The sequence below is a fragment of the Candidatus Zixiibacteriota bacterium genome, from assembly GCA_029860345.1.
Classification (GTDB): domain Bacteria; phylum Zixibacteria; class MSB-5A5; order GN15; family FEB-12; genus JAJRTA01.
The window spans coordinates 252051-275151 of record JAOUBJ010000002.1; the positions used below are offsets into that span (position 1 = coordinate 252051).

The following is a 23101-nucleotide window of genomic DNA, read 5'->3' on the forward strand; positions in this document are numbered from 1 at the left end:
GATGGATCTCAACCTGAACGACAGACGTGTGCTCGTCACCGGCGCTTCAACCGGTCTCGGCGCAGCGGCGGCACAGCAGCTTGCCCTGGAGGGAGCCACAGTCTATATCAACGGGCGCGATCAGGCCCGACTTGACAAGGCAGCGGAGACAATTGCCGAGGCCACTACGGTTAAACCGCATACCTTGATCGGGGACATGTCAAAGCCCGACGATGTCGAACGTGTTGTCGCTGGTGTCGGCGATGTTGACATACTGGTGTGCAACACCGGCGGACCTCCTCCGGGTCAGTTTCTTGACATGTCGGCTAAGCAGTGGAATGAAGCCCACGATTTGCTGCTTGGTTCTGCCACCCACCTTACCCGCGCCGCCTTGCCGTCGATGATCAAGAATGAGTGGGGCCGCGTGATTTATATCACCTCGGTTGCCGTTTTGCAGCCTATCGACAATTTGATACTGTCGAACAGTTACCGGTCCGCAGTGACCGGTTTGTGCAAGACTCTCTCCAACAACTATGCCGGGCACGGTGTAACCTTTAACACCGTTTGCCCCGGCTACACAGCAACTGAACGGCTGAGTAGCCTGGCCGATTCTATCGCCGCCGAACAGAATTTGTCCAGGCATGACGTCTTTCAGCAGTTTGCCGACAATGCACCCAGCGGTCGCCTGGGCCAACCCGACGAATTGGCGGCTCTGATCACCTTTCTGGCCAGCGATAGAGCCGCCTACATAACGGGCGCCAGTATCCCCGTCGATGGCGGTTTGCATCGCGGCTTGTTATAGGTGTTTGTTAATTTCGAAAGCGGGTGATCGGATCAACGGCGCTTCAAGACCTTCCACAGTTCGTCTTATTGCTGCTATTGGCATCTTGCAGGCTGTGGCATCGTTCGCCTATCCCATTGCCAAATACGGCCTGGCCATTATTGAGCCGTTCACCTTTGCCTTCTACCGATTCGTGCTGTCATCTTCCTTGTTGCTCTTACTGACGCGCCTGAAGAAGCACGACAGGCCGATTGACAAACGAGACTACAAGCATGTCTTCCTGTTGGGTGTTCTCATAATACCGCTCAACCAGACTCTCTTTCTGCTGGGGCAATCGATGACCGCCGCCGGACATGGCGCTTTCATTTTTGCCACCACACCGATGTTTATCTTCATACTGGCCATGATCCACCTGCGTGAACGCTACACCCACCGTCGACTGATCGGTGTGATTGCCGCTTTGGCCGGCGTTGCCACAATCATGCTGTCGGGCGATATCGAGGTAAGGCGACAGTATTTGGTTGGTGATCTGATCATTTTGGTGTCGGTGGTGGCTTGGGCATACTACACGATTATCGGCAAGCGGTTGGTGCGCAGATACGGCGCGCTACGTATAACGGCATACGCCCTTGCTTCCGGGTCGGCGCTCTACTTTCCATTTGGTCTCTATCATGCCCTTCGCTTCGACTATAGTGTCGCTACGCTCGAAGCATGGGCCGCCGTTGTCTACATGGCCGTGGGCTTGTCGTTGGTGGTCTATGTGCTATGGTACTGGGTGCTGAAATACATGGAGGCGTCGCGCATAGCCATCTTCCATAATGTGCAGCCGGTACTGGCCACCCTTATTGCGGCCCTCTGGCTGGGTGAACAGTTGACCGGAACATTCCTGGTGGGTGGACTGATCGTTCTGACAGGTGTTCTCATCGCCGAAAGCAAACAGACGGGCTGATCCTGATACAACACACAAAAAAAACCGGATGCACGAAGCACCCGGTTTTCCTGCTTTATCGAAGCCGTTTTTAGAAGTTGGCTTTCAATGTCCAGTATTGGTTGGCATCGAAGACTTCAGTTTGAGTCCAGCAATACTCAATAGCCAAATCGGTATTGCCCAAAGCAAACTTGACGCCTGCGCCCACCGAAGCACCATACAGCCACTCATCCTGTTCGGCGTAGTTGTATCCGGCCCGCAGTGAGTACTTGCCGTCGTACACATACTCCACACCACCCTGATAGTAGTCATCAGAGAAGTTGTTTGAACGGAAGTTAGCCGAGGCCGTGGCCAGGTTTGGTCCGTCATCCAGGAAATCGTAGGCCATGCCCATATTGAGTGAGCTGGGAAGCTCAAACGGTTTGGACTCAGCCGATCCGGGACGGCCCTCCAGGTCGACATCGAAGCCACGTCCCGAGAATGACATCTGCGGACCGTAGTTCTTGATAGCCAGGCCCAGAGTGAATCCACGCCAGCGTGGATCGTACATAAACCCGATATCAAAAGCCATACCCGATGCCTGGACTTCAAAAATGTCCTCTCGGATATACATACCTGTAAGGCCCAGCGATACGTTGGAGGTCAGAACCTTGGCGTATGAAAAGCCCAGAACGGCCAGTGTGGGGGAGAAGACCCGCCCGGTACCGTTCGGGAAGTCTTCGGTCGTTTCCTCCATGTCGCCGATTGAAACCACTTTGGCCGACAGACCAATGGTGCCGAATCCGTCGATAAAAGTGGCCACACCGCCAAAGTTTACGTCGACATCCGCCAGGTAGGGTTGATGCGTAAACATCACCTCAGTCCCCTCAAGCGATGCCAGCCCGGCCGGATTCCAGAATACGGATTCAAGTCCGGACACATTGGCCACCACCGCACCGCCCATAGCGGTGCCGCGTGAGCCAATAGGTATCAGAAGCTCAACTGCTCCTGCCGTTCCCATCCGCCTGGAGTTTCCCGCATAAGCCGAAGTGAGGCTTACGGCGAGGATAACCAGCACAAGCAGAATATATTTCGTTTTCATCAGTTTGTGTCCTTTCGCCTAGTAAGTCTTCAGAACTTCGACTTCTGTGAAGACTGCCATTTTACCGATCTTTTGTCCGAACCCGGGTGCATCGACCACCCACAGGTAGATACCCGACGCCACAGGTAGTTCGTTCTGTGTCAGAGCGTCCCACGTGGCGAAGTTGGTAGCTGCGTCGTCCTTCTCCAGGGTCTGGATATACTCACCAGCCAAATTGTATATGGTGATTGTGCACTCAGCCGGCAGGTTATGGAACCTGATTTCGTAAGCGCCAACCGCCTGATCGTAGGGACCGAACAGGTAGAACGGGTTCGGCACGACCTTGATGTTATCCAGTTCGGATTCCGCTGCAACCATCGTCGGCGCCGAAGCGACGAACGTGAAGGTATCCAGAGGTGTGTTCGGCTTGGTTGTCGTTAAGCGGAACACAGTGCCTTGTTCGGGCAGATCCTGCGTGAATGGCGGCGCATCGCCACCGTTCCAACTGACCAGGACGGTCCGAGCCAGGACTTCGTCAGCCAAGAAATTGTACGTTTTCGCACCGAGAAAATCGGCTTCGTTTTCCAGGTATCCGGCTTCACCCGGTGACATGTCGGTCGGGGTATACCAATAGACCCAATCGGTGAACGGATCGTTGTCAGCGCCCGACACCGAGTGCTCAAGATCACCGCCACCGTTGGCGGCAGTTCCCCATGATTCGAGGTTATAGGTGTTGTCATCGCCATCGTCGATTATAAGCGGGAACAGGCGGACGTCGTCACTGGGGTCATCGGGTGTGTCCATACCGATGTTCCACAATTCAAACGGTACCCAAAAGACATTGTCATCATTGAAGGCTTCAATGGCGTAACTGCCGCCGGTGCCCGGCGTGGCGTTGTCGCCGGTGAAGCGCATTTCATAGTCGAAAGAGCCGATGACATCAAAATTGGCGCCGTCACGAGTGGCGCGAGACAGGAAGGCGGAATAACCACCCCGCTCTCCGCCGCCGGACGAACCGCCGTTGTCAGCCGTGTGGAAGCCCCACATACCGTCGCCGACCTGCTGAGTCTCATCAGGTCGGAGGGCTACGCCGTCGGCATCGACGCCGGTCGGGAAGCCGCCGAAATCAAGTGCGCCGGCCACCGGCGGGTCGAGGTCACCGGCGCCGTTCGCCACCACCTGGAAACTCAGGAAGTCGACCGCTGCACCCAGAACATCGAGGTACATGCCGTCAACGATGCGCAAACCCGGAGCGCCGGACTGGTCAAACATGCTGTCCATGACCACCTCGCCCAAGGTAGCATCCACCAGGTTCCAGAAGGGGGTACCGTCAGCCAGGGTGTCAAAGACCACCTGGTAGGTATGCCCGGTGAGATTTCTGGGATCGGTAACGATTGGATATACTCTACCCTGAGACGGTCCCGTTGTGTGGACCACAGGAAGAGTATCCACCGGCCCGAAGTCGGTATGCTCTCCGGCCGGCGGCGGTTGCGGAATGATAGCCATTACAGTCTGGCTTTCGAGCAATCTGTCCGCATTGGGGACACGGGCGCTGTCGCCGTTCTCGAAGAACTGCCAGAAACTGAAAGAGAAAGCAGTCACCCGGAAATAGTAGGTCTTCTGCTCTCTCAAGGGGCCACCGTTGACCTTGTCCTCAGTAATGTGGTACTTATACTCCAGTCCCTGGTTGGTCAGGGCTCTTCTGATCCACGGAATAACCAGACCGGCATCGGGATCACGAACGGAGTCGATCAAGGCCAACTCAGTAGTTGAGGCCAGGTCGAAGGTCTTCAACAGCGTCCATGGGCCGGTAGGACCATCACCCTGCCAGACCGAGTAACCTTCAAAGGCGAAATCGCCCGGTTCACGTTCGGAAATGTCGTCCCAGGTCAGGACGATTTCTTCCGGCCAATGGGTAGGCGCTACAATCGGTTTGGCCGGTGGGCGTGGCGGGTTGAAGTTGTTCTCGTATACCCGCTGCGCGAAATCGTCAAGTTCCTTGGTGACGGTAATCGACTCGAAGCGGTTGCCACCCTGACCGACAATGATCGCCGCGAGAATCTCGGTCGAATCGCCGGGCGCGAAGGTGATAGGACCAGTCGACTGCATCCAGCGACGGTCGGCCGGATCGATGTCTAAGTCACCGGTTCCTTCCACCGGGTCACCGCTGTGCATATAAAGCAGAGTGTCGCCGGCGTACACATAAGGTTCGCCACTGGCGTCGAGACCCTGCTGGTAGTTGTAGGTCTCGTTGAAGTCGTTCGGGTCGGTACCGTTGATGTACTTATTGAACGAAACCATACCCATGTTGGTATAGCCGGGCCACAACTCACCCCACATGCGGCCGGTGTCGGCATTGTTACCGGTTTCAATGAGAGGACCCTGGAAGAAGTCGTAACCGGTACAAGGAGCCTTGTCCTCGTAGAATCCGGCGTCGTCGTCATCCGAGTTGTACACGTAACCGAGTGACAGGTTGGTGTCGCAACCCACGAAGTCGTCTGTGTATTCACCCAAATCCGGGTCGGACCAGAGCGAAATGTAACAATTATTGATAGTGTTCGCGCCTTTGTTGTAGACGCGGTACCGAACGAAGATGATGTTACCCAAGGCACCTTGACGGTCAAAGCCGAAGGTGGTCTGACGAATCTCCAATCCCAGCGGTTCTGTTTCGCCGGCATCGTTATTGTGTTCGTCGGGGTCGGCATCGTTGCAGACCGACCAAAGCATCTGATCACCGATCATGTCGGGGATCTGATTGCCATCACCGTCCGTAGTGGCCGGTGCGCCCTGATCATAAGGCCAGTTCAGGTAGTCCTGGTTCGGGTTGTCGGCCAGGCTGTCTCGATACAACTTGTACACCTTGTATTCCGCTTTATCGGGCGAGAAGGTGCCGTTTTGCATCGGGCCGGGTACATATTCGGAGCTATACTCCGATATGGCGACGCGTGTTTGCCCCTGAACCTTACCGCCAATCCAAAGTCCACTTGCATACAGACAGTAATTGGCGCTGAGACCGCTTTGAATGGCCTCGTTGGTGCTGTAGGGGAAGAACGTCCCGGCATCAAGCCCAAAGACGCCCGAGAGGTCGCGCCCGAAATTACCATGGTTTGTGACGAACATCAGTATCCGGTTTACATTGATATAAGTATCATTGTCAACCGATGCCGACATATAACCAGGCGTTTGTTTCTTGTATGGCGGAGCCGCGGACAACGGCAGTGCCACAATGAACATCAGCAAAAATGCTAGTAGTTTTGTTTTCATTGTCCAATACCTCATTCGTTAAAAGGACGCACGCATGCCAACAAAGACCATACGCGGATTGGACCAGTTGGTGGCGTTGAATTGCTTCAACTCATATCTCTCTTGATAATCTCCGGAGGCGGCAGCCGTCTGGCCGGCCGGTGTCCCGAGATATCCTGTCGTTCCCGGTTCTCCGGTGCCTTCGTATACACCTATGACGTTTTCGCGGTCGAACAGGTTCTTGACCCAGACGTATGGGATCAAGTCGTAATTGCCTATCCTGAACGAACGTTCGAGCTTAACGTCAAGCTGGAAGATCCAAGGCTTGGTGGCCGAGTTGACTCCAGCGCGAGGCGTAGGTTTGAAAGCAGCTTCCGTGACTTCATCATCGATCAACAGCGGAGTGTACGGGGTGCCGCTGCCGGCATAGAGGATGAAGTTCAGATTGGTGTTCTCAAGCGGGAAAACATCACCGACCTGCGGACCCTCCTGGCGACCCAGGCGCATATCGAAGAGACCCGTGAAGTTGTGACGCTGATCGTAAGCCAACGGGTTGGTGGTCTTAGGCGTGCCCTTCGGGTTCGACCAGTTGATGACGTACCCGGTTTGAGCATAAGAACCGGTACCGGTGGCATAGCTGAGAGTGTATTTCAGGTCCAGACGCACATTGCGTGTCCGACGCATCGTCATCGACACATCAAGTCCCTTGATTGTGCCATAGTCGATGTTGTCGAAGATCGAGTAAGTCTGGAGATTTCCGCCGACACTGTCCACGGTATGAATCTGGGTCAGGTCCTGGATATCCTTGTAGTAAGCGCCGATAGTAAAGGCCAGATTCTCCGCCAGTTGATGCGTCACACCAACTTCGTACTGAGTCGTTTTCTCCGGCTTGAGGCCTGGATTGGCAAATGGGAAGTAAGAACCGGCTCCCACTCGCTCACCCCAGAAATCGTAACCGACATACAGCTTGTCCAGGTCAGGGCGCTGGTAGAACTTGCCGAAGTTCATGTACATCTGTGTCACGTCTGAGACCGGGAAGGAGACTCCCAACCTCGGCGACACCCGATAGAACTTCTCGCTGTCCTCCAGGTCTTCTTCGTCGATCTTCTTCTCATCATCTCCCAGAATCATAGGATTGATGGAGTCTTTGATGCGCTTCGTTTTGTAATCGAAGTAGTCAAAGCGCAGACCGGCGTTGATAATAACGCCACGCCATTCAAAACGATCCTGAATATAGGTGCCCAGGTTGATCGGATGTTTAGTATCGTTGAAGATACCTTCATCATCCGACTCATTGCCCAGGCTGTCAAAACCGTAGCGATTGACGCGGTTTTCATGAAAACCCTTGGTGGCGTCGAGATTCCGGAAATAGCGGAGTGTGTGCCGCTGGAAATCGAAACCGAACTTCAGAGTGTTGCGCTCATCAACCTGGCTGTTCCAGTCACCTTTGACACCGATATAGGCCGACTTGCGATGCAGATATCCGCCGTAGTATGAATCTCGGTTTACAACCGTCGTGTCAATAGTGATCACGGTGTCGGTACCGGTGATCGTGGTGTCAGGACGTGAAAAGACGTTGAGGTCCTCGTCGGTAATCCAGAATAGATCGTACTCATCGTATTCAGGGTTGCTAACGTCGGAGACCCATCCGTCATCCCAGATATACTGGCGCTCGTAAGCTTCATAGTCGTCGAACACGACGCCGTCTCCACGAAGACGTTCGGTCATGAAGTAAGATCCGCTCAGATTGAAAAACGTATTGGCATTCAAAGTGTGCACGATCTTGGCATTCAGGCCGATGTTCTTGTCTTCAAATCGCGGCATGTGTTCGGTATTGAGGGCCCACTGCTGACGGTACTCGCGCCAGAAGTCCTGTGAGCCGGTGCCCGAAAACTGCAACTTGGTGTTAGGTCCCATGCGATAGTCGATCTTACCCTGGTAGGACCAACCGCTGTGGCTGTTGGCCGGCAGCCGTTGCGGATCGTCTTCGTACAGAGTGTCAAGTCCGAATTCCATGCCCTGCGCTTCGTGCATGTCCTTAGTCATAGAGGACGGTGTCCTGTCGCGCAGGAAACGGCGCTCGCCCGAGAGGAAGAAGAAGGCATTCTCCAAGCCAGGCACGGGGCCGCCAATGTCGGCGGTGTAGTAGTTGTGATCGTAGTTTTCACTCAGGACGTTGTCGGTCACCACTTCCACGTTGCCGTGGTAGTCGGAGGAACCGGAGTTGGTGACGACGTTGACGATGCCTGAGGAAACATGGCCATACTCAGCCGAGAAGGCGCCCGAAGTGACCGAGATTTCCTTAATGGCGTTCTGGTTGATCTTGGCCGTTGAAGCACCGGTCAGCGGGTCCTGCTGGGAGAATCCGTCAACGTAGTAGGCCACTTCAGAGGGCCGGCCACCGCGCAAGTTCAGTTCCTGACCGGTTGCCGACTCGGCGCCCGGACGCTGACCTCTGTTGCGAGTAGTGAAACTGCCGGAGTTGGCCCGCACCACACTGTTTTGAATACCCACTACCTGCTCCATGCCACGGGTCGGCATAGATAGTAGTTCATCACGTTTGATGATGTTCACTGTGGTGGTTTTGTCTTTGATCACCATCGGACGTTCGGCAGTTACTTTGATCGTAGTGCCGAGATCAGCCGCTTTGGAACTCATAGCCATGTCGTGGTAGCTGGCCAGATCGGCCGACACTTCGACATTGCTGATTTCCACATTGGCAAAACCAACGGCGGTGATTACCAGTGTGTAAGCTCCCACTGGTACGTTGTGAATAGTATAGACACCGTCCTGATCGGCGACCCCTCCCAGGTCGGTGCCCTGCACCGCTACCGTTGCACCAACAACGGGCTGATCACTATCGCCGTCTGTGATCTCACCAGTGATCTTGCCGACCACCGATCCGAACACAAGACTGCCCGACAGAAACAGCAAAAGAACGGTAATCGGGATTAGTTTCAGTCTCATTACATTGCTCCTATTGTATTGTGTGTGATTCTAATATTCCGTACGCTCCTGTTACGGACAATTAGCTACTTCCTTATGTGTTCTTCCTCCTTTGAAAATATGTCCAACATCCATGCGGTCGTAAATATCCACAAGTAAGTTTTCGCACATATAAGGGTGCGCTATACGGCCAACCCTTGTCAATCAAAAAAAGCCTAAAATTTCCCCCTTTAACTACTCTAATTTCGCTAAGATTCATCTTTCCCAACCACGATCAGGAACTCACGTCACGCCCCCCACGCCCTTTTGGGCAACCGGTGACGCGAAGCTCCGTTAAGTTCCTACCATATAAACAGACTTACGGGTCGCTTTGTTTTAAGAAAAAAGCCCTCCTGGCGTGGTTTTTCAGACCAACCTGAAAACCATTCCACACAGAATTCGAAGCCCAACCACCGTAGGCAACGAAAACCCCGGACGGCGATCACCGTTTATCACACTCTGACGCCGTTAATCGCAAAAAAGACAACCGGACGGCCGGAAAGCCGTCAAACAAATAAAGCGGACCGGGCAACGTCTTTTGGGCAGTACCGGCTATCCCTGCCTCGCTCTTATACGGACTTGCCCGCAGATGCCTCATCCGGTATCTTGAGGCTGTGAACGAAAAACCTGAGGAAAAAACGACATGACGCAACAGCGAACCGATAGACCGAGCAACCAGATCAGTAGTGAGTTGATGGACAAGCTGGAAAGACTGAAATCGATTTTGGCCGATCATGGGTCGGTAATTGTCGCCTTTTCCGGCGGCGTGGACAGCACATTCCTCTTAAAAGTCGCGTCCGAAGTGCTCGGTAGTCAGGTCATTGCCGTGACCGCAGAGTCAGACACACTGGCTTCGTCGGAACTGGAGATCGCTTCTGCATCTGCTTTAGCCTTCGGCGTTCGTCACCTGGTTGTACGAACCGATGAAATGTGCGACCCTGAATTCGTGGCCAATCCGCCGGATCGCTGCTACCATTGCAAGAAAACGCTGTTTGGTCGGCTAACGGAACTGGCCGAAGAACTCGGTGTGGCCAATGTGGTCGAAGGATCGAATTTTGACGACCTCAGTGATTACCGTCCGGGCTTCAGGGCGGTCGATGAATTCTCAGTCAGCAGCCCGCTCAAAGAGGCTCGGTTGACCAAAGAAGATATCCGCGCCCTGTCCAGGCAGATAAACCTGACCACCTGGGACAAGCCGGCGGCGCCATGTCTGTCGTCGCGCATTCCGTATGGCTCACCCATCACCAAAGAAAAGCTGACCCGTATCGAACAAGGTGAAAACTACCTGCGCACACTGGGCTTTTCGGTCCTGCGCGTGCGCGACCACGACGAGGTCGCGCGCATCGAAGTTCCGGTCGAGGATATCGGCAGGCTGTTTGCAGGCGCCAGAGCGGGCGAAATCACTGAGAAATTCAAGTCATTCGGATATGGCTACGTAGCGGTTGATCTGCTCGGTTTTCGGAGCGGCAGCCTGAACGAATCTTTGCCGAAAGAGCGACATGGACAAGAATAAGCTGCGCCACCTTCTGGAGAGCATCCGGGACCAGCGTTTGGACATAGATCAGGCTTTGGAGCAGCTAAAAGGTCTGCCCTATGAAGACATTGGCTTTGCCAAGCTTGACACCCACCGCGATCTTAGGCGCGGTTTTCCCGAAGTGATTTTTTGCAAAGGGAAGACCACCGAACAAGTAATCCAGATTATCGACAAGCTGTCCACCGGTGATCGCATTGTCATGGCCACCAAAGCCGAGCCCGATCTGTACGCGGCGGTCAAAACGGCTCATCCGAAGGCTCGGTATGAAGAATCGGCCGGGATTATTCTGACCGGCCCCTTGCCTAAGCCGCGCACCGAGAAGAAGATCGCGGTAGTAAGCGCCGGGACCTCAGATATCCCGGTGGCCGATGAGGCCGCCGTGACCGCTGAGGCCATGGGCAACCCGGTTGATCGGCTTTACGACATCGGCGTTGCCGGTATTCATCGCCTGCTACACAATAAGGAAACTCTGTTTAAGGCCAATGTTGTCGTGGTAGTGGCTGGTATGGAGGGTGCGTTGGCCTCAGTGGTGGGCGGGATGGTCGATTGCCCGGTGGTTGCTGTGCCGACATCGATTGGCTACGGGGCCAGTTTCAACGGACTGGCCGCCCTATTGTCAATGCTGAATAGTTGTTCGCCGGGCATCGCGGTGGTCAATATCGACAACGGATTCGGCGCCGGGTATTTCGCGGCAGTCACTAACCTGATGGGTGTCAAAAAGTGAAATCGATCCACTTCGACTGTTTCGCCGGTGTGGCCGGAGACATGATTCTCGGTGCCCTGGTCGATGCCGGCCTGAGTCTGGACCAACTCTCGGCCCAATTGGCCAAGCTCAAGGTGACAGGCTTCAAACTTGAAGCGAACAAAGTGGTCAAGAACGGCATTTCGGGCACCAAGATCGAGGTTATTACCGAGGAACAAAAAGTTCATCGACATCTGAGAGATATTACCGAGATCATCGAGAAAAGTGATCTCACCGAAAACGTTAAGACCGGCAGCGCGGATATATTTCAGACATTAGCCGCTGCTGAAGCCAAAGTTCACAATACCACGCCCGACAAGATCCACTTCCACGAAGTAGGCGCTCTGGATGCCATCATTGACATTGTAGGATCGGTGACAGGGCTTGAGTTGTTGGGGGTCGACCAGGTGAGTGCTTCACCAATCCACGTCGGCACCGGTTTTGTGAAGTGTGAGCACGGCAAGATTCCGGTGCCGGCACCGGCCACGCTTGAGATTTTGCAGGGTGTACCGACTTTTTCTACCGGCATCAGGTCAGAATTGACCACCCCGACCGGTGCGGCCATACTCAAAACGTTGGTCCGGGAGTTCGGACCGATGCCGCCAATGTTCATTGAGAATACCGGTTACGGCGCAGGCAGTCGCGATTTGGAAATACCGAATTTGCTGCGCGTAATCTGTGGGCGTCGGACACCTTCTTCCGCCCCTCTTGAAACCGATCAGGCAACGCTGGTTGAGTGCAACATCGACGATATGACCGGTGAGCATCTGGGCTATGTTTTCGAGCAACTATTGGATGCCGGCGCTCTCGATGTCTGGTTCACGCCCATTCAGATGAAGAAAAACCGCCCGGCCACTATGCTGTCAGTATTGGCGGCGGCCGACGATGCCGACCGTTTGATCGAGATCGTTCTGGCCCAGACAACCTCGCTGGGTGTGCGCGTTCAAAGGATGGAGCGTCGAAAGCTGGAGCGCGAGATCATCACGGTGTCCACAAGCTACGGCGATATTCGGGTCAAGGTGTGCCGGATGGGTGAACGAGTGAGAAACTATGCGCCGGAATACGATGATTGCCGCGATGCCGCCCGGCGTGCGGGCGTACCGCTTGATGTGGTCTATGACGACGTCAGACGTGTGGCCAATGATACGGAGAGAAACTAAAACGAGTGGTTATCAGTATTCAGCGATCTCGGATTTCTGTGTTGTACCATTGTTCAAAGTCTTGCTGAGCCTCGTCAACAGATTGGTCTAGCGACTCCGACAATACACGGGCCACCAAATCTCCTGATGATTCATTGGGCCTCAACGAATCAGGTGTCTGGCGGAGTATCGCTTGATAGGTCGACCTCAGCTTTCCTCTTTCCTGAAGATACATCAGAAAATACCGCGCATACGCCTGGTTCAATGACGCAATGGATGCTTGTTCGGCCGCTCCTCTGGCGTCGAATCGATCCCAGTTCATGCGCACCAGAGCATTGAGGGGGGGACGGTCCTCCCACCCATCGTTCAACACATTTTCACGCCACTCGTTTCGTCCACCTCTGATCACATCCCGGCCATCATACTCAGAAACTTCAAACAGTGAAGCAAGTCCTTCGTCCAACCAGGGGGGAACGTCGCCAAAGCTGGAACGAAGCATCAAGTGAAACAGTTCGTGCACAACTGTCCCAAGGTATTCTGTCTCGTACCCCACCGATGCCACCAGGCAAAGGTCATCTCGGAAGGAGTAACCGAGTGTTCCATTGCCCACTCTGAGACCGTGCAAGTCCCGGGCCAGTTGTACCACCATATCGGGGCCGGTCGCGAGATAGATGTTTATGTAGCTATCCAACTCAGAGACCTGGAATTGTCGGAGCAAGGTGACATACGCATGTTCGAAGACTTGGGCGACATGGGACTCGCTAATATGCCCCATTCCAATTGCCTTCACCAGAAAATGTTCGGTTTTGAAGCTCCCGGCCGCGTCCTGGCTGTCTCCCAGAACGGCATTCAATCGCTTGAGTGCATCGGCGGAGTCCCGAAGCGGCACAATCCGATCTCGAAGCTCTTCGAGCGATCTTGGGTCGACAAACTCGGGTGGCGATCCACGAAGCGGAGATACGCCCGGCTTGAAGAATGTCTTTCCTCTATAGTCGATCCCTGCGGCGCGGCCACCCGCAATGTGTGCAATTATCTTGCGGACGTGTCGACCTCTGAATCGGCCCTGAGTGCTTTTTCCACACTCCTCCATCTCACTTTCGATTATCTCTTTTGTTGTGTTGTCGAGCGCGTACCTGTCAAGAATCCACTTAAACCACTCGATGCCAAGGTCCTTGGTGTCGGGTAATCTACAATAGCTCGTGGCAAGCATGTAATCGACGTCCAGATTTCGTCCGAATTCGTCTGCTCGACAATCTGCCAACAACTCCACAGTCTGTTTGTATTGCTCACCTTCCCACGCTTCATTGGCGCTTTTGGTACACGAATCTCCTCTTGCATGGTCGGCGTCTGCAATTACCGATGCCAACAGAACTATGATAGCCACAAGACAATGAGTCGTAGATTTGGACTGCTTAAGTAAAACCATCACGATTCTCCTTTATTCACCATCCTTTGACAGGGCCGCCGGCGGGCGGATAATAGGTACGGAATCAGCTTCTTCAATAACGATGCTCTGGTCACCGACAAAGAGCGGCAGGTCGGTGACCTGTATCTCAAACTCCTTGACAATTGTCGTGAGCATAAGCACGGTTCCAAGCACAGCCATGATAATACCCGGAGAGCCTTGCGCCATGGCCTTACCAAAAGCTCCCTCGACTTCGATTTCTGAGCCGGAATCTTCGATTTTGCCAAGTACGAATAACGTCCCCACCAGGGCAAGGATCATGCCCGTATAAAAACCCAGGAATCGCGTATAGATGCTGAACAAAAGGACCGAGCGTGCCTGGTCGTATCGCTTCGTTAATGCCTGTTCTTCAAGGGCCACGCGCGTGTACCAGTTCATGGCCTCGGCCGATTGGAGTTGCCGACCTTTCGTGAAAAGACTGTCGAGCGCCGCGAGTGACTCCGGCAGTGATTGCGCATTGTTGTTGTATATGTGTTTCTTCAGGGTGTACGTTTCAATGGCGGAAACCACCAGGAAGGCAAGGATTAGCAGTAGTACCACGCGCTGGAGAAAAGGCAGAAGATTCTCCTGCCATTTCGTTGAGCCCTTCGGGCTTTCGGGATCAGTGGCGCCTTGCTTGTTCTTCGGGTTGTTCATTACACATCTCCCAGCGTTCTTCGTTTGCTTGCCACTTTAAGGCCATGCTGTAACATAAACCAAGGTTGTTGCTTGCTCCACGGGTACGGCTCACCCTCGAGGCTCGTGGCTGTTTGGCCTGCATCTATCGCGTCTGAACTCGAATAGCCATGTCCGAATGATCGACAAGGTCATCTCCACATTGACAAAAAACTTTCAATGTTTTGACTGTCGCAAGTTCCTAACATGTCCTCTTGAACCTCACAAACATACCAGAAGCGCTTTGAGTTGTCAAGGAGTCCCTATTTCAACCGTTTGCTCAGCTCGACCAGGGCAATTGCCGCATCTTTTGCACTACCCAGCCCTCCGAATAGCATTACGCGCAGATAGTAGGTCACGACCCTTGTGGTCCTGACATGGTGTCAGGTCCGGAAAGGACCTGACCTACAAGACCGCGCCTTGCCACCTCACCCTGAGCGGAGTCGAAGGGTGAAGTCCTGGCATCATTTATTGTAGCCGTTTTGTCGCAACTCCCGTAATATACTATAATGTCCAACGACACTACCAAATCGAGCAACACTGTGTTCGTCCGCACCGTCGACCTCTGTCGCTACTATCGACCCGGCCCGCACGAAGTACGGGCTGTGGACAACGTGAACATTTCGATTAATCGCGGCGAATTCGTCGGTATTGTCGGCGCCTCAGGTTCCGGCAAGTCGACAGTTTTGAATCTGATGGCCGGGCTGGACACGCCGACATCGGGTTCGGTCGTGGTCGACAAAGCCACCCTGGAATCTCTCAACCGCCGCGAACTGTCGGAGTATCGTGCTCAACGAGTGGGCATGGTCTTTCAAACATTCAACCTGATCGGACATCGCACAGCTCTTGGCAATGTCGAACTGGCTCTGTATTTCGACGATACGCCACGCCGTGCTCGGCAACAAAAAGCCACCGAGATACTCGAACGGCTCGGTTTGAGTGACCGGCTGGACCACCGACCGGCCGATCTTTCCGGTGGCGAACAGCAGCGCGTGGCTATCGCGCGCGCTCTGGTCAAGCAACCGCAACTACTCTTTGCCGACGAACCGACCGGCAATCTCGATTTTGAAAACAGCCGCGATATCGTTGCCCTCCTGACCGAACTTAACAAAGATGGGTTGACCGTGGTCATGGTCACGCACGATCTCGAACTGGCCAGGAAGCATGCCCACCAGATATACCGAATGCAGTACGGCCGCGTCGTGCCGCCTGAGTCGGAGGCGGGGGAGACAGCATGACGACTTATGACAGGTTGGCTATCTCGCTGGGCAATCTGTGGCGGATGAAACTCCGGTCGTTTTTGACTGTCTCGGGTGTAGTGATCGCCATAGCAGCTTTTGTGTCGATGCTTTCGTTCGGGGCCGGCAATCAGAAACTGGTCACCGAGCAGTTTGAAAAACTGGGGCTGCTCTCCACGGTCATCGTCTATCCGCAGCGTCAAACCGAGTCCAACGGCGACACGTCCAAAGTGGTGCTGGACCAAACCGTTGTAACCAGGCTATCGAAAGTCCCGGGCGTCAAGCTTGCCTATCCGCTGGAGGCGTTTGGATTAACGGTACAAATAGGGGATAGTTCAGCCCAAACCAAAGCACAAACTCTGCCGGTCGCCGCCTTGCAAACGAAGCTGCTCTCGCAGTTGGTGGCCGGCCATTCAATCGAGTCCGACTCGACAGATCAAGCTCTCGTGACCGAAGAACTGCTCGAACAGGTCGGCATCGAACATGCCGATTCGGCAATCGGCCTACCGATTGTGCTGTCGATCTCCCTGTCGAGTCTCGACAGTGGGCTGGCCCATATTTTCTACGACAAAGGCGGCAAAGTCAGAGAGCGGCTGCGCGGCTTGAGATTCGATTCACTCATGAACGGCGAATTCGTTGAACGATTGGCCCGGCAGGAGTTCAGCGCCGCCGCCCAGCGGTTTTTCGACGGTTATATGAACGCCCAGGAAACGATCAGCGACACACTGACGATAAGTGGCGTCCTCAAGGAGCGCCGCCACGGCCGCACCAGTATAGAACCTTTGATTATTCCGTTGGCCACTGCGCTCAAACTGGATGCCGGTGGCTTGACCGCCGATCCGATCGAACTGATCTCGGCCATCAGACGCGGTGCTTTTCTTGATGACAATAACGCCTCTGCCCGAAGCTACCCCCGCGTTACTCTCGATCTGGAACCTACCGCAGCCTACGAGCCGGTGCGCGATTCAGTCGAGGCGATGGGTTTTGAAGCCTTTAGCTACGCTGAAGAGTTTGCAGAGATTAGACGCATCTTTATTTACTTCAACATGGCCTTGGCCATGATTGGATTGATCGCACTCACGACCGCGTCGTTGGGCATTGTCAACACTATGGTTATGTCGATCATGGAACGCACCCGCGAGATCGGTGTGCTCAAATCGCTCGGTGCCGACGAGCGCGATATCCGGCTGTTGTTCCTGGTCGAATCCGGTGTCATCGGTTTGGTCGGCGCCGGGGCGGGAATTGTTTTCGGCTGGTTGATTGCACGGCTGGCGTCATATATCGCGCGGACGATAATGGAACGTGAGGGTGTCGACCCGGTCGAGTTGTTTGCCATGCCGCTCTGGTTGATTCTGGCTGCATTGACCGTTGGTGTTGTAGTCGCCGTGCTGGCCGGTCTGTACCCATCCGGTCGCGCCGCCCGAGTCGACCCGGTGACAGCGTTAAGGCATGAATGACCCATAAATGGGCGGCTTGACCGTGTCATGGTGAGCGGAGTCGAACCATGAAACCACGGCAGATGTGGACATCTGCCAGGCACTATATCTGGGGCAGACGAGGACGGCCACAAGTGGCTTCCACTTGCCGACCACACAAAGTCGAAGCATGAATCTGGTGCAGAGGAGGACGTCGGTCAGGCGCTATGTCATACCCGCGTCCCTCCGTCATTCCCGCGTCCCTCCGTCATTCCCGCGCAGGCGGGAATCCATCTTCCGTGTAAAACGGGCGAAGAAGGTCTGCCTGTGACGGGCGGGGTCGCCCAACACCACTCAAGTCAAAGACTGGATGCCGGATCAAGTCCGGCATGACAGAATGCGGACCGCCCACACAAAACAGGCAGGAGCCTGAGACTCCTGCCTTTGAATTATCAACGATGGTGTCGTCAATTCCCTACGCGTAAATCTCTTTCAACTGCTCGATCTTTTTCGGAATGTCCACCGAGTTCGCGCATGACGCCGTGCACGATGGACAAGAAGCGCAGGCATCCAGTCCCAATCCGTTTGGGATTGTCTTGAGAGTTCTCTTCGCCTTGGCGAAGTCGGCATATTGCGTGGCATACATGTGTGTCCGCATCAGATCAGGTATCTCACTGTTCTTTGGACAACTGGCCAGGCATTGGCGGCATTGACTACAGAAACCCATGCTGAGAATAATACTGTTGTCGGCGAGGAACTTCGATTCCTCGGCTGTCATATCGAGATCGGCTGCATAGCCGGTGTTGAACCGCATGTGGTCATGATTGCTGATACCGGTGATAGCGGTGCAGATGTTCTCGTTGCGCATGGCCCACTTAAAGGCAGCCGAGTTGATCACTTCGCCCGAATAGTCCCGCTGTGTGTCCGGGTTGGGGAAGTTACCGCCACCGGCTTGTGTCTTCATGCCGATAACACCGAGCCCTTTGTCGGCCGCTTTCTTGATGGCATTCAAGAGAGCGGTGTCGTTGACCATGGTAAAGTTGATCGATGTCAGAACAACATCATAGATACCTGCGTCGGTGGTGGCGTTGACTACATTGGCCATGTCGGAATGGGTGGAGATACCTATGAACCGCGCCTTGCCCTGCTTTTTGATCTCCGCTAAGCCTTCCATGATAGCTTCGTCGGTGCAGGTGGCGGCGTCGCGAACGTCATGGATGTACAGGATGTCAACGTAGTCTGTCTTGAGACGCTTGAGCGATGCCTCCATTGTGGAGGCCATCATCTTTTTCGATTGGGCAGGCGAGGTGATCGAGGCTCGTTGGGCGGTGGTGTGCAGTTTGGTGGCGATGACGGACTGCTTGCGCACGCCCATCTTAGCCAATGCCTGTCCGACCATCTGCTCGTTGCGCCCGTATGCATACGACACGGCGGTGTCGAAGTGGCGCATCCCGGCTTCGTAGCAGGCAACCACCAGTCCGGGGTCGTTGGCGGCGCCGGCACCCATCGAAACTATCGGCAGGGTCAAGCCGGTCTTGCCCAGTTTGCGTTCGACCATTTTGCCTTTGGTCGCTGTGCTCTTTTTGTCCTCGGCGGTGGCTACACCGGGCGCGACGCCGGCCAGAGACGCGGCGGCCAGGCAGCCGACAGAGGTCGCAATGAATTTCCTCCGGGTGAAGTCTGAGTTTTGCTCACTCATGGTGTTTCTCCAGGGTATCTCGGATATTACTCTTTATTCTCGTAATCATAACCAAGCCGGTGCTATTGGTTGGCATCCTGCTCGGCGATGCGTTCTTTTAGGCGTGCGATGATCTGAGGCGCATTGGTGTTTATTGCATCTCGCAACCCCGGAGTAATCCGAGGGTCGGAATCTAAAAGTGACAGCGCTTTCTCATAGCAGGTGACAGCCTGATGCAACTCGCCGTTTGCCGAGTTGGCCTCACCATAGCTGTCCCAGGCGTTTGCCGAGTTGGGATAGGCCGTGACACCCATTTTGAATACTTTCAAAGCAGGCTCGGTCCGGCCGGATTGCAGATACTCGTAGCCGAGGCCCGTGAAATTCGGCCCCGGCAGTATAGGATGCTCCGGATTGCAGAGGTCAAACTTCTCGACCAATTCAGCAGCCACATCGGGACCATTCTCCCGAACAATCCGGGTGAACTGCACGGCGGTGGGCGGCACAGGATCGCCGGGGCGATGGGACACCGTGGGCGGGTTCTCCATCTTGCTGAATCTATCCATCGTGCTTTGGATAAACTTGGGACCATGCTCCGGATCGTCCGCCTTCTCGTTGCCGTCCACGTGCGCTTTGAAAAAACTGTTGAGAGCGGTGCAAGCTGCCTCGTAAGTATTACGCGTAACCGCAGGCGGCGGTCCGGTGCTGTCGCGCACGGTCAAGGCCAATAGACCATACGAAGTCATGTCCAGGGCGGTGGGTCCGTCAAGCTGAATCAGATGGTGATGCGCATATTGGAGCGTGTCAATGTAGTCGTGAAAATCTTCCGGAGTGCTCCCGACGTGGATATGCAAAAGTGGTCTGCCGGCCGCCAACGGATCCATGGACGGATTGACCAATCCCTGGTCGCTTGCTGCATCGGGCGCAAAGTCTCCCTGCATGATAGCCACCGCAGCTATACCCGGGTTGCGCATCTGATGGATCAACGCACCCAGTCCGCCGGTGGCAAATCCGAGCGTACCGATACGGCTGAGATCGGCGCCCGGGCGCTGAGTGAGCAGGCTGACCGCGAATTCTTTATCACGCACACTGGTTTCCAGATCGCGTAGATCGGCTGCGGCGTCGTTGACCGTGGTCCCCAGCGGGTGCGTCGTTATCACGACGAAACCGTGACTGGCCAGATACTCGCACAGAACAACGTTCTGACAGTAGGCGCCACGAAATCCGGGATGGAATACAATCACCGGGAAAGAGCCATCGGCCCACGCGGCATCTCGTACCCCCATCAGGGTAAGGTCCATCGCCTTCAGCATGTTGGCATTGCCGCGCAAAAACATGCCTACCGTGCGGAGTTCACGATTATGCATGGCCGAGGCCAGATTGAAAAACTCGCCGTCGGACGGATACGGGAAAGCATACTCGCCGTAGACCATGGGTAGCTGGCCGTCCGACGCCTGAGCCGGGTACCAAATACAGGCCTGGATCGGCCGAGCTGTCTGACCATCCTGCGGGTTACCGAAATAGTCGGTGGGACTGCGGAACGTGCGTGACCGGTCGTACTGTTCGAGGGTCTCGAAACCGACACCGTACTGGCCCGGTTCAAGGTTGCCCCAAAGCGTGAATTCCTGTGAAAAAGTGCTGCCGGCAGCGATAACAACGGCCAGCGCAACCAACGTTATGGTTCTGGTTAAAGTTTGCGGTGAAGGCATACTGACCCCGCGAATGAGGTGAACACTCTATCTGTCTTTGTGTCTATTGACGATCTAACACCAATGCTTGTTCAATGTCAACTAATTCTTGTCACCTGCGGGGCTTACATGGTTCTACGGGCGGCACTTATGGAAGTTTCAGCAGAGGATGTCTTATTTTCAAAGCGAGATTTGAGGCTGTTCACCCCTCGACTCCGCTCGGGGTGACGAGATGGCCCACAGCTTGCTATAGGATTTTTCAAGAGTGCCTACATTTGCAGCTTCATGCCGAGCGCTTGGTGGCCGCCTCAAACCTTGTCTGGGCCGGGAGACGAGCAAGAGTCACCCCCAAAGAAGCTTTGAGGGTGCCACCCAATAGCGCGGGTCACGATACACGGTGGCGGGTCCCGAGCTACTATCTTGCATCGGATGTCGAAACCCGCCTGCGGCGGTCCTTCGGACCAGGGGTCTCGACCTACCTGCGCATAAAAAAAAAGAGCGCCCACCAGGGCGCTCTTTGGAAGTATCTACGTTGTTCGGACTCAGTTAAGCTCGGCCTTGGTCTGACCGCGTTTGATCATATCCGAATACTGGCCCGGGGTCGAGAGGATTTCAACCGCTTTGAGCACCGTCTTGTCGGTTTTGAGAATCAGTTCATCATAGACACCACGCTGACCCACAATTGAGGAGAGAATCTCTCGTTTGATCGAGCGTTTGATGTACTCTCTGGACCGTTCGAAATCTTCACTCTTTTCCTGCTCAACCAGCTTGTCCATGTCGGCCAGGCTGCCCGCAAACAATTCTTCTGACTCTTCTTCCGCCACCGTTTCGCGAAGGTCCTCCAAAGCAACCTGCAGCGAGGTCTTATACTCGAACTCGTTTTCCACCGTGAAATCACGAAACTGACTGACCATCGCGTCGGTGACTTCAAATCCCGGTTTGATGTCAGGATGCTCGGCCACATACTTGATGGCGAAATCAAAGAACAAAGACTTACGTTCCAGGTTTATCTCGATCGGTTTGTACAGGTCCGACTCAATCTCGGTGTCCGGAATGATCCCCCCACCGCCATAGACGATCCGACCGCCGTTGGTATAGAAAACATCTTCTTCTTCGGTAACGGCCAGCGTATCGCCTTCTTTCTCAGCTTCCTCAGCCAGCATCTGGTCGGCATGCGAACCGCGCTTGGCCTGTTTCTCCGGCTTCTGAATGCAGCGTCCCGACGGCACATAGTATTTGGCTGTGGTGAGCTTGAGGGCCATCGAGCCGTCGTTGGCAATCTGGAATATTTGCTGAACCAGCCCCTTGCCGTAGGTCGGCGCGCCTACAATCAGCCCGCGATCCCAGTCCTGCACGGCCCCGGCAACAATCTCACTGGCCGAGGCGGTACCTTCGTTGACCAGAACCACCAGCGGTTTGTCGGCGAAGAGTGGCGCTCGTTCGGAGTAGAAATGCCGTTCGCTGGATTCATAACGACCTTTGGTGTAAACGATCTCACGGCCTTCCTGCAGGAACAGTTCGGCCGTTTCTTTGGCCTGATCCAGAAGCCCGCCGCCGTTGCTGCGCAGGTCGAAGATCAAACCTGAGACGTTCTGATCGCTCAGGTCGGCTAATGCTTCTCTCAATTCATGCGATGTCTCTTCGGCAAACCGCGACAGACGAACATACCCGATAGTGGTCCCTGGAATCACTCCGGCGTAGGGCACCGACTTCAATTCAATCACGGCCCGATCAACTTCAAACTCCATCATGTCGGCGATGCCCGCCCTCTTAATCGTCAAAATGACCGATGTCCCGGCCTGACCACGCATCAGTTTGGCGCCATCGGATGTTTTCATCCCTTCGGTGGACTTGCCGTCGATTTCCCAAATTATGTCACCGGCCCGCAGACCTTTGCGGTAGGCCGGCGTCCCTTCGATGGGAGTGATGATGATGATTCGGTTCTCACGAGAATCGATCTGCATACCCAGACCTTCGTACTTGCCGTGAGTGGATTCCATCAGGGCTTCATACGACGACTGCTCCAGCAAGACAGAGTACCTGTCCAGGTCGGTCATCATGCCACGAATCCCGGCCTTGATAATCTCGTCGGTGTCGACCTCTTCCATGTACTGATTCCGGATGTTGAAGGCAGTCGATGAGAGCTTTTTCACTTCTTTGAGAAAGCTGTCTCGTTTTTTTCGGGGTGACTCCTTGGGATTGTCGCTGCCGGACTCTATTTTGATATGAGATGTATCTGCCCACAGCACCGATTCGTCGTTACTTGACTGAGAGGCTTCGATGGACCCAATCTGCCAAATAGCTACGAGGGCGAAAACCGTAATTCCGAACAAAATGACGCTATAACGAATCATCAAAACCTCCAAAACAGGGTGCTCGCTTCAACTCGACACCAAAATAACACTATGTTGTGCTTTGTCAAGATAGACGCCGGTTGAGGACGATGTGTATCTCTTTGAACTTTATACGCTTATCACGCCGGTTTGGTTGCCGCCGTGTTTAATTGAGACGGTCGATTCCCGGCAATTCATTGCCTTTCAAATGTTTAACAAAGCGCTATACAAATCGCAACAAG

General features: G+C 54.5%; 15 protein-coding genes. 7 read left to right on the forward strand and 8 right to left on the reverse strand.

Annotation, left to right across the window (positions count from 1 at the left end):
• Nucleotide 1 precedes the first annotated feature (1 nt).
• Together OEV49_03150 and OEV49_03155 are read left to right on the forward strand one after the other, a co-directional pair.
• Nucleotides 2–781 (forward strand): SDR family oxidoreductase, encoded by a 780-nt coding sequence (locus OEV49_03150; GenBank protein MDH3890056.1) that lies wholly within the window; start codon nt 2–4, stop codon nt 779–781.
• A 4-nt stretch (nt 782–785) separates the two neighbouring features.
• Nucleotides 786–1709: a DMT family transporter gene (locus tag OEV49_03155; protein ID MDH3890057.1), complete on the forward strand. Its 924-nt coding sequence runs from the start codon at nt 786–788 to the stop codon at nt 1707–1709.
• Between the two features lie 70 nt (nt 1710–1779).
• Here OEV49_03155 and OEV49_03160 read toward each other — a convergent pair whose 3' ends face one another.
• Genes OEV49_03160 through OEV49_03170 form a run of 3 tightly spaced genes read right to left on the reverse strand, consistent with a single transcriptional unit; the run spans nt 1780 to nt 8958 of the window.
• Nucleotides 1780–2769 carry a PorV/PorQ family protein gene (locus OEV49_03160; protein MDH3890058.1) on the reverse strand — a complete coding sequence of 330 codons (990 nt, stop codon included), beginning with the start codon at nt 2767–2769 and terminating at the stop codon, nt 1780–1782.
• An 18-nt stretch (nt 2770–2787) separates the two neighbouring features.
• Nucleotides 2788–6012 carry a hypothetical protein gene (locus OEV49_03165; GenBank protein ID MDH3890059.1) on the reverse strand — a complete coding sequence of 1075 codons (3225 nt, stop codon included), beginning with the start codon at nt 6010–6012 and terminating at the stop codon, nt 2788–2790.
• Between the two features lie 18 nt (nt 6013–6030).
• Complete coding sequence (locus OEV49_03170; GenBank protein MDH3890060.1) at nt 6031–8958, reverse strand: TonB-dependent receptor; 2928 nt, start codon at nt 8956–8958, stop codon at nt 6031–6033.
• Nucleotides 8959–9619: 661 nt separating this feature from the next.
• Between OEV49_03170 and larE the strand changes: the two genes are divergently transcribed.
• From larE to larC, 3 genes are read left to right on the forward strand one after another with little or no spacing between them, the layout of a single operon-like run.
• A complete protein-coding gene (gene larE, locus OEV49_03175) occupies nt 9620–10489 on the forward strand; it encodes an ATP-dependent sacrificial sulfur transferase LarE (GenBank protein ID MDH3890061.1) in 870 nt (289 codons plus the stop codon).
• Nucleotides 10476–11234 (forward strand): nickel pincer cofactor biosynthesis protein LarB, encoded by a 759-nt coding sequence (gene larB / locus OEV49_03180; GenBank protein MDH3890062.1) that lies wholly within the window; start codon nt 10476–10478, stop codon nt 11232–11234. Before larE ends, larB begins: the two co-directional genes overlap by 14 nt.
• Nucleotides 11231–12412 (forward strand): nickel pincer cofactor biosynthesis protein LarC, encoded by a 1182-nt coding sequence (gene larC, locus OEV49_03185; protein ID MDH3890063.1) that lies wholly within the window; start codon nt 11231–11233, stop codon nt 12410–12412. Before larB ends, larC begins: the two co-directional genes overlap by 4 nt.
• A 19-nt stretch (nt 12413–12431) precedes the next feature.
• Here larC and OEV49_03190 read toward each other — a convergent pair whose 3' ends face one another.
• Both OEV49_03190 and OEV49_03195 read right to left on the reverse strand, forming a co-directional pair.
• On the reverse strand, nt 12432–13817 hold the full coding sequence (locus OEV49_03190) for a DUF1570 domain-containing protein (GenBank protein ID MDH3890064.1): 1386 nt from the start codon (nt 13815–13817) through the stop codon (nt 12432–12434).
• 12 nt (nt 13818–13829) lie between these two features.
• A complete protein-coding gene (locus tag OEV49_03195; protein MDH3890065.1) occupies nt 13830–14492 on the reverse strand; it encodes a hypothetical protein in 663 nt (220 codons plus the stop codon).
• A gap of 527 nt (nt 14493–15019) precedes the next feature.
• Here OEV49_03195 and OEV49_03200 point away from each other — a divergent pair.
• Both OEV49_03200 and OEV49_03205 read left to right on the forward strand, forming a co-directional pair.
• A complete protein-coding gene (locus OEV49_03200; GenBank protein ID MDH3890066.1) occupies nt 15020–15748 on the forward strand; it encodes an ABC transporter ATP-binding protein in 729 nt (242 codons plus the stop codon).
• Nucleotides 15745–17205 carry an ABC transporter permease gene (locus OEV49_03205; GenBank protein MDH3890067.1) on the forward strand — a complete coding sequence of 487 codons (1461 nt, stop codon included), beginning with the start codon at nt 15745–15747 and terminating at the stop codon, nt 17203–17205. Before OEV49_03200 ends, OEV49_03205 begins: the two co-directional genes overlap by 4 nt.
• A gap of 433 nt (nt 17206–17638) precedes the next feature.
• On the opposite strand, the gene OEV49_03210 is transcribed toward OEV49_03205, so the two are convergent.
• The 3 genes from OEV49_03210 to OEV49_03220 all read right to left on the reverse strand — a co-directional run bounded on the left by OEV49_03210 (nt 17639) and on the right by OEV49_03220 (nt 22880).
• The gene (locus OEV49_03210; GenBank protein ID MDH3890068.1) at nt 17639–18862 is read right to left on the reverse strand and encodes an aldo/keto reductase; all 1224 of its coding nucleotides are present in this window, start codon (nt 18860–18862) and stop codon (nt 17639–17641) included.
• 62 nt (nt 18863–18924) lie between these two features.
• Complete coding sequence (locus OEV49_03215) at nt 18925–20547, reverse strand: dienelactone hydrolase family protein (protein MDH3890069.1); 1623 nt, start codon at nt 20545–20547, stop codon at nt 18925–18927.
• 521 nt (nt 20548–21068) lie between these two features.
• Complete coding sequence (locus OEV49_03220; protein MDH3890070.1) at nt 21069–22880, reverse strand: S41 family peptidase; 1812 nt, start codon at nt 22878–22880, stop codon at nt 21069–21071.
• Nucleotides 22881–23101 lie beyond the last annotated feature (221 nt).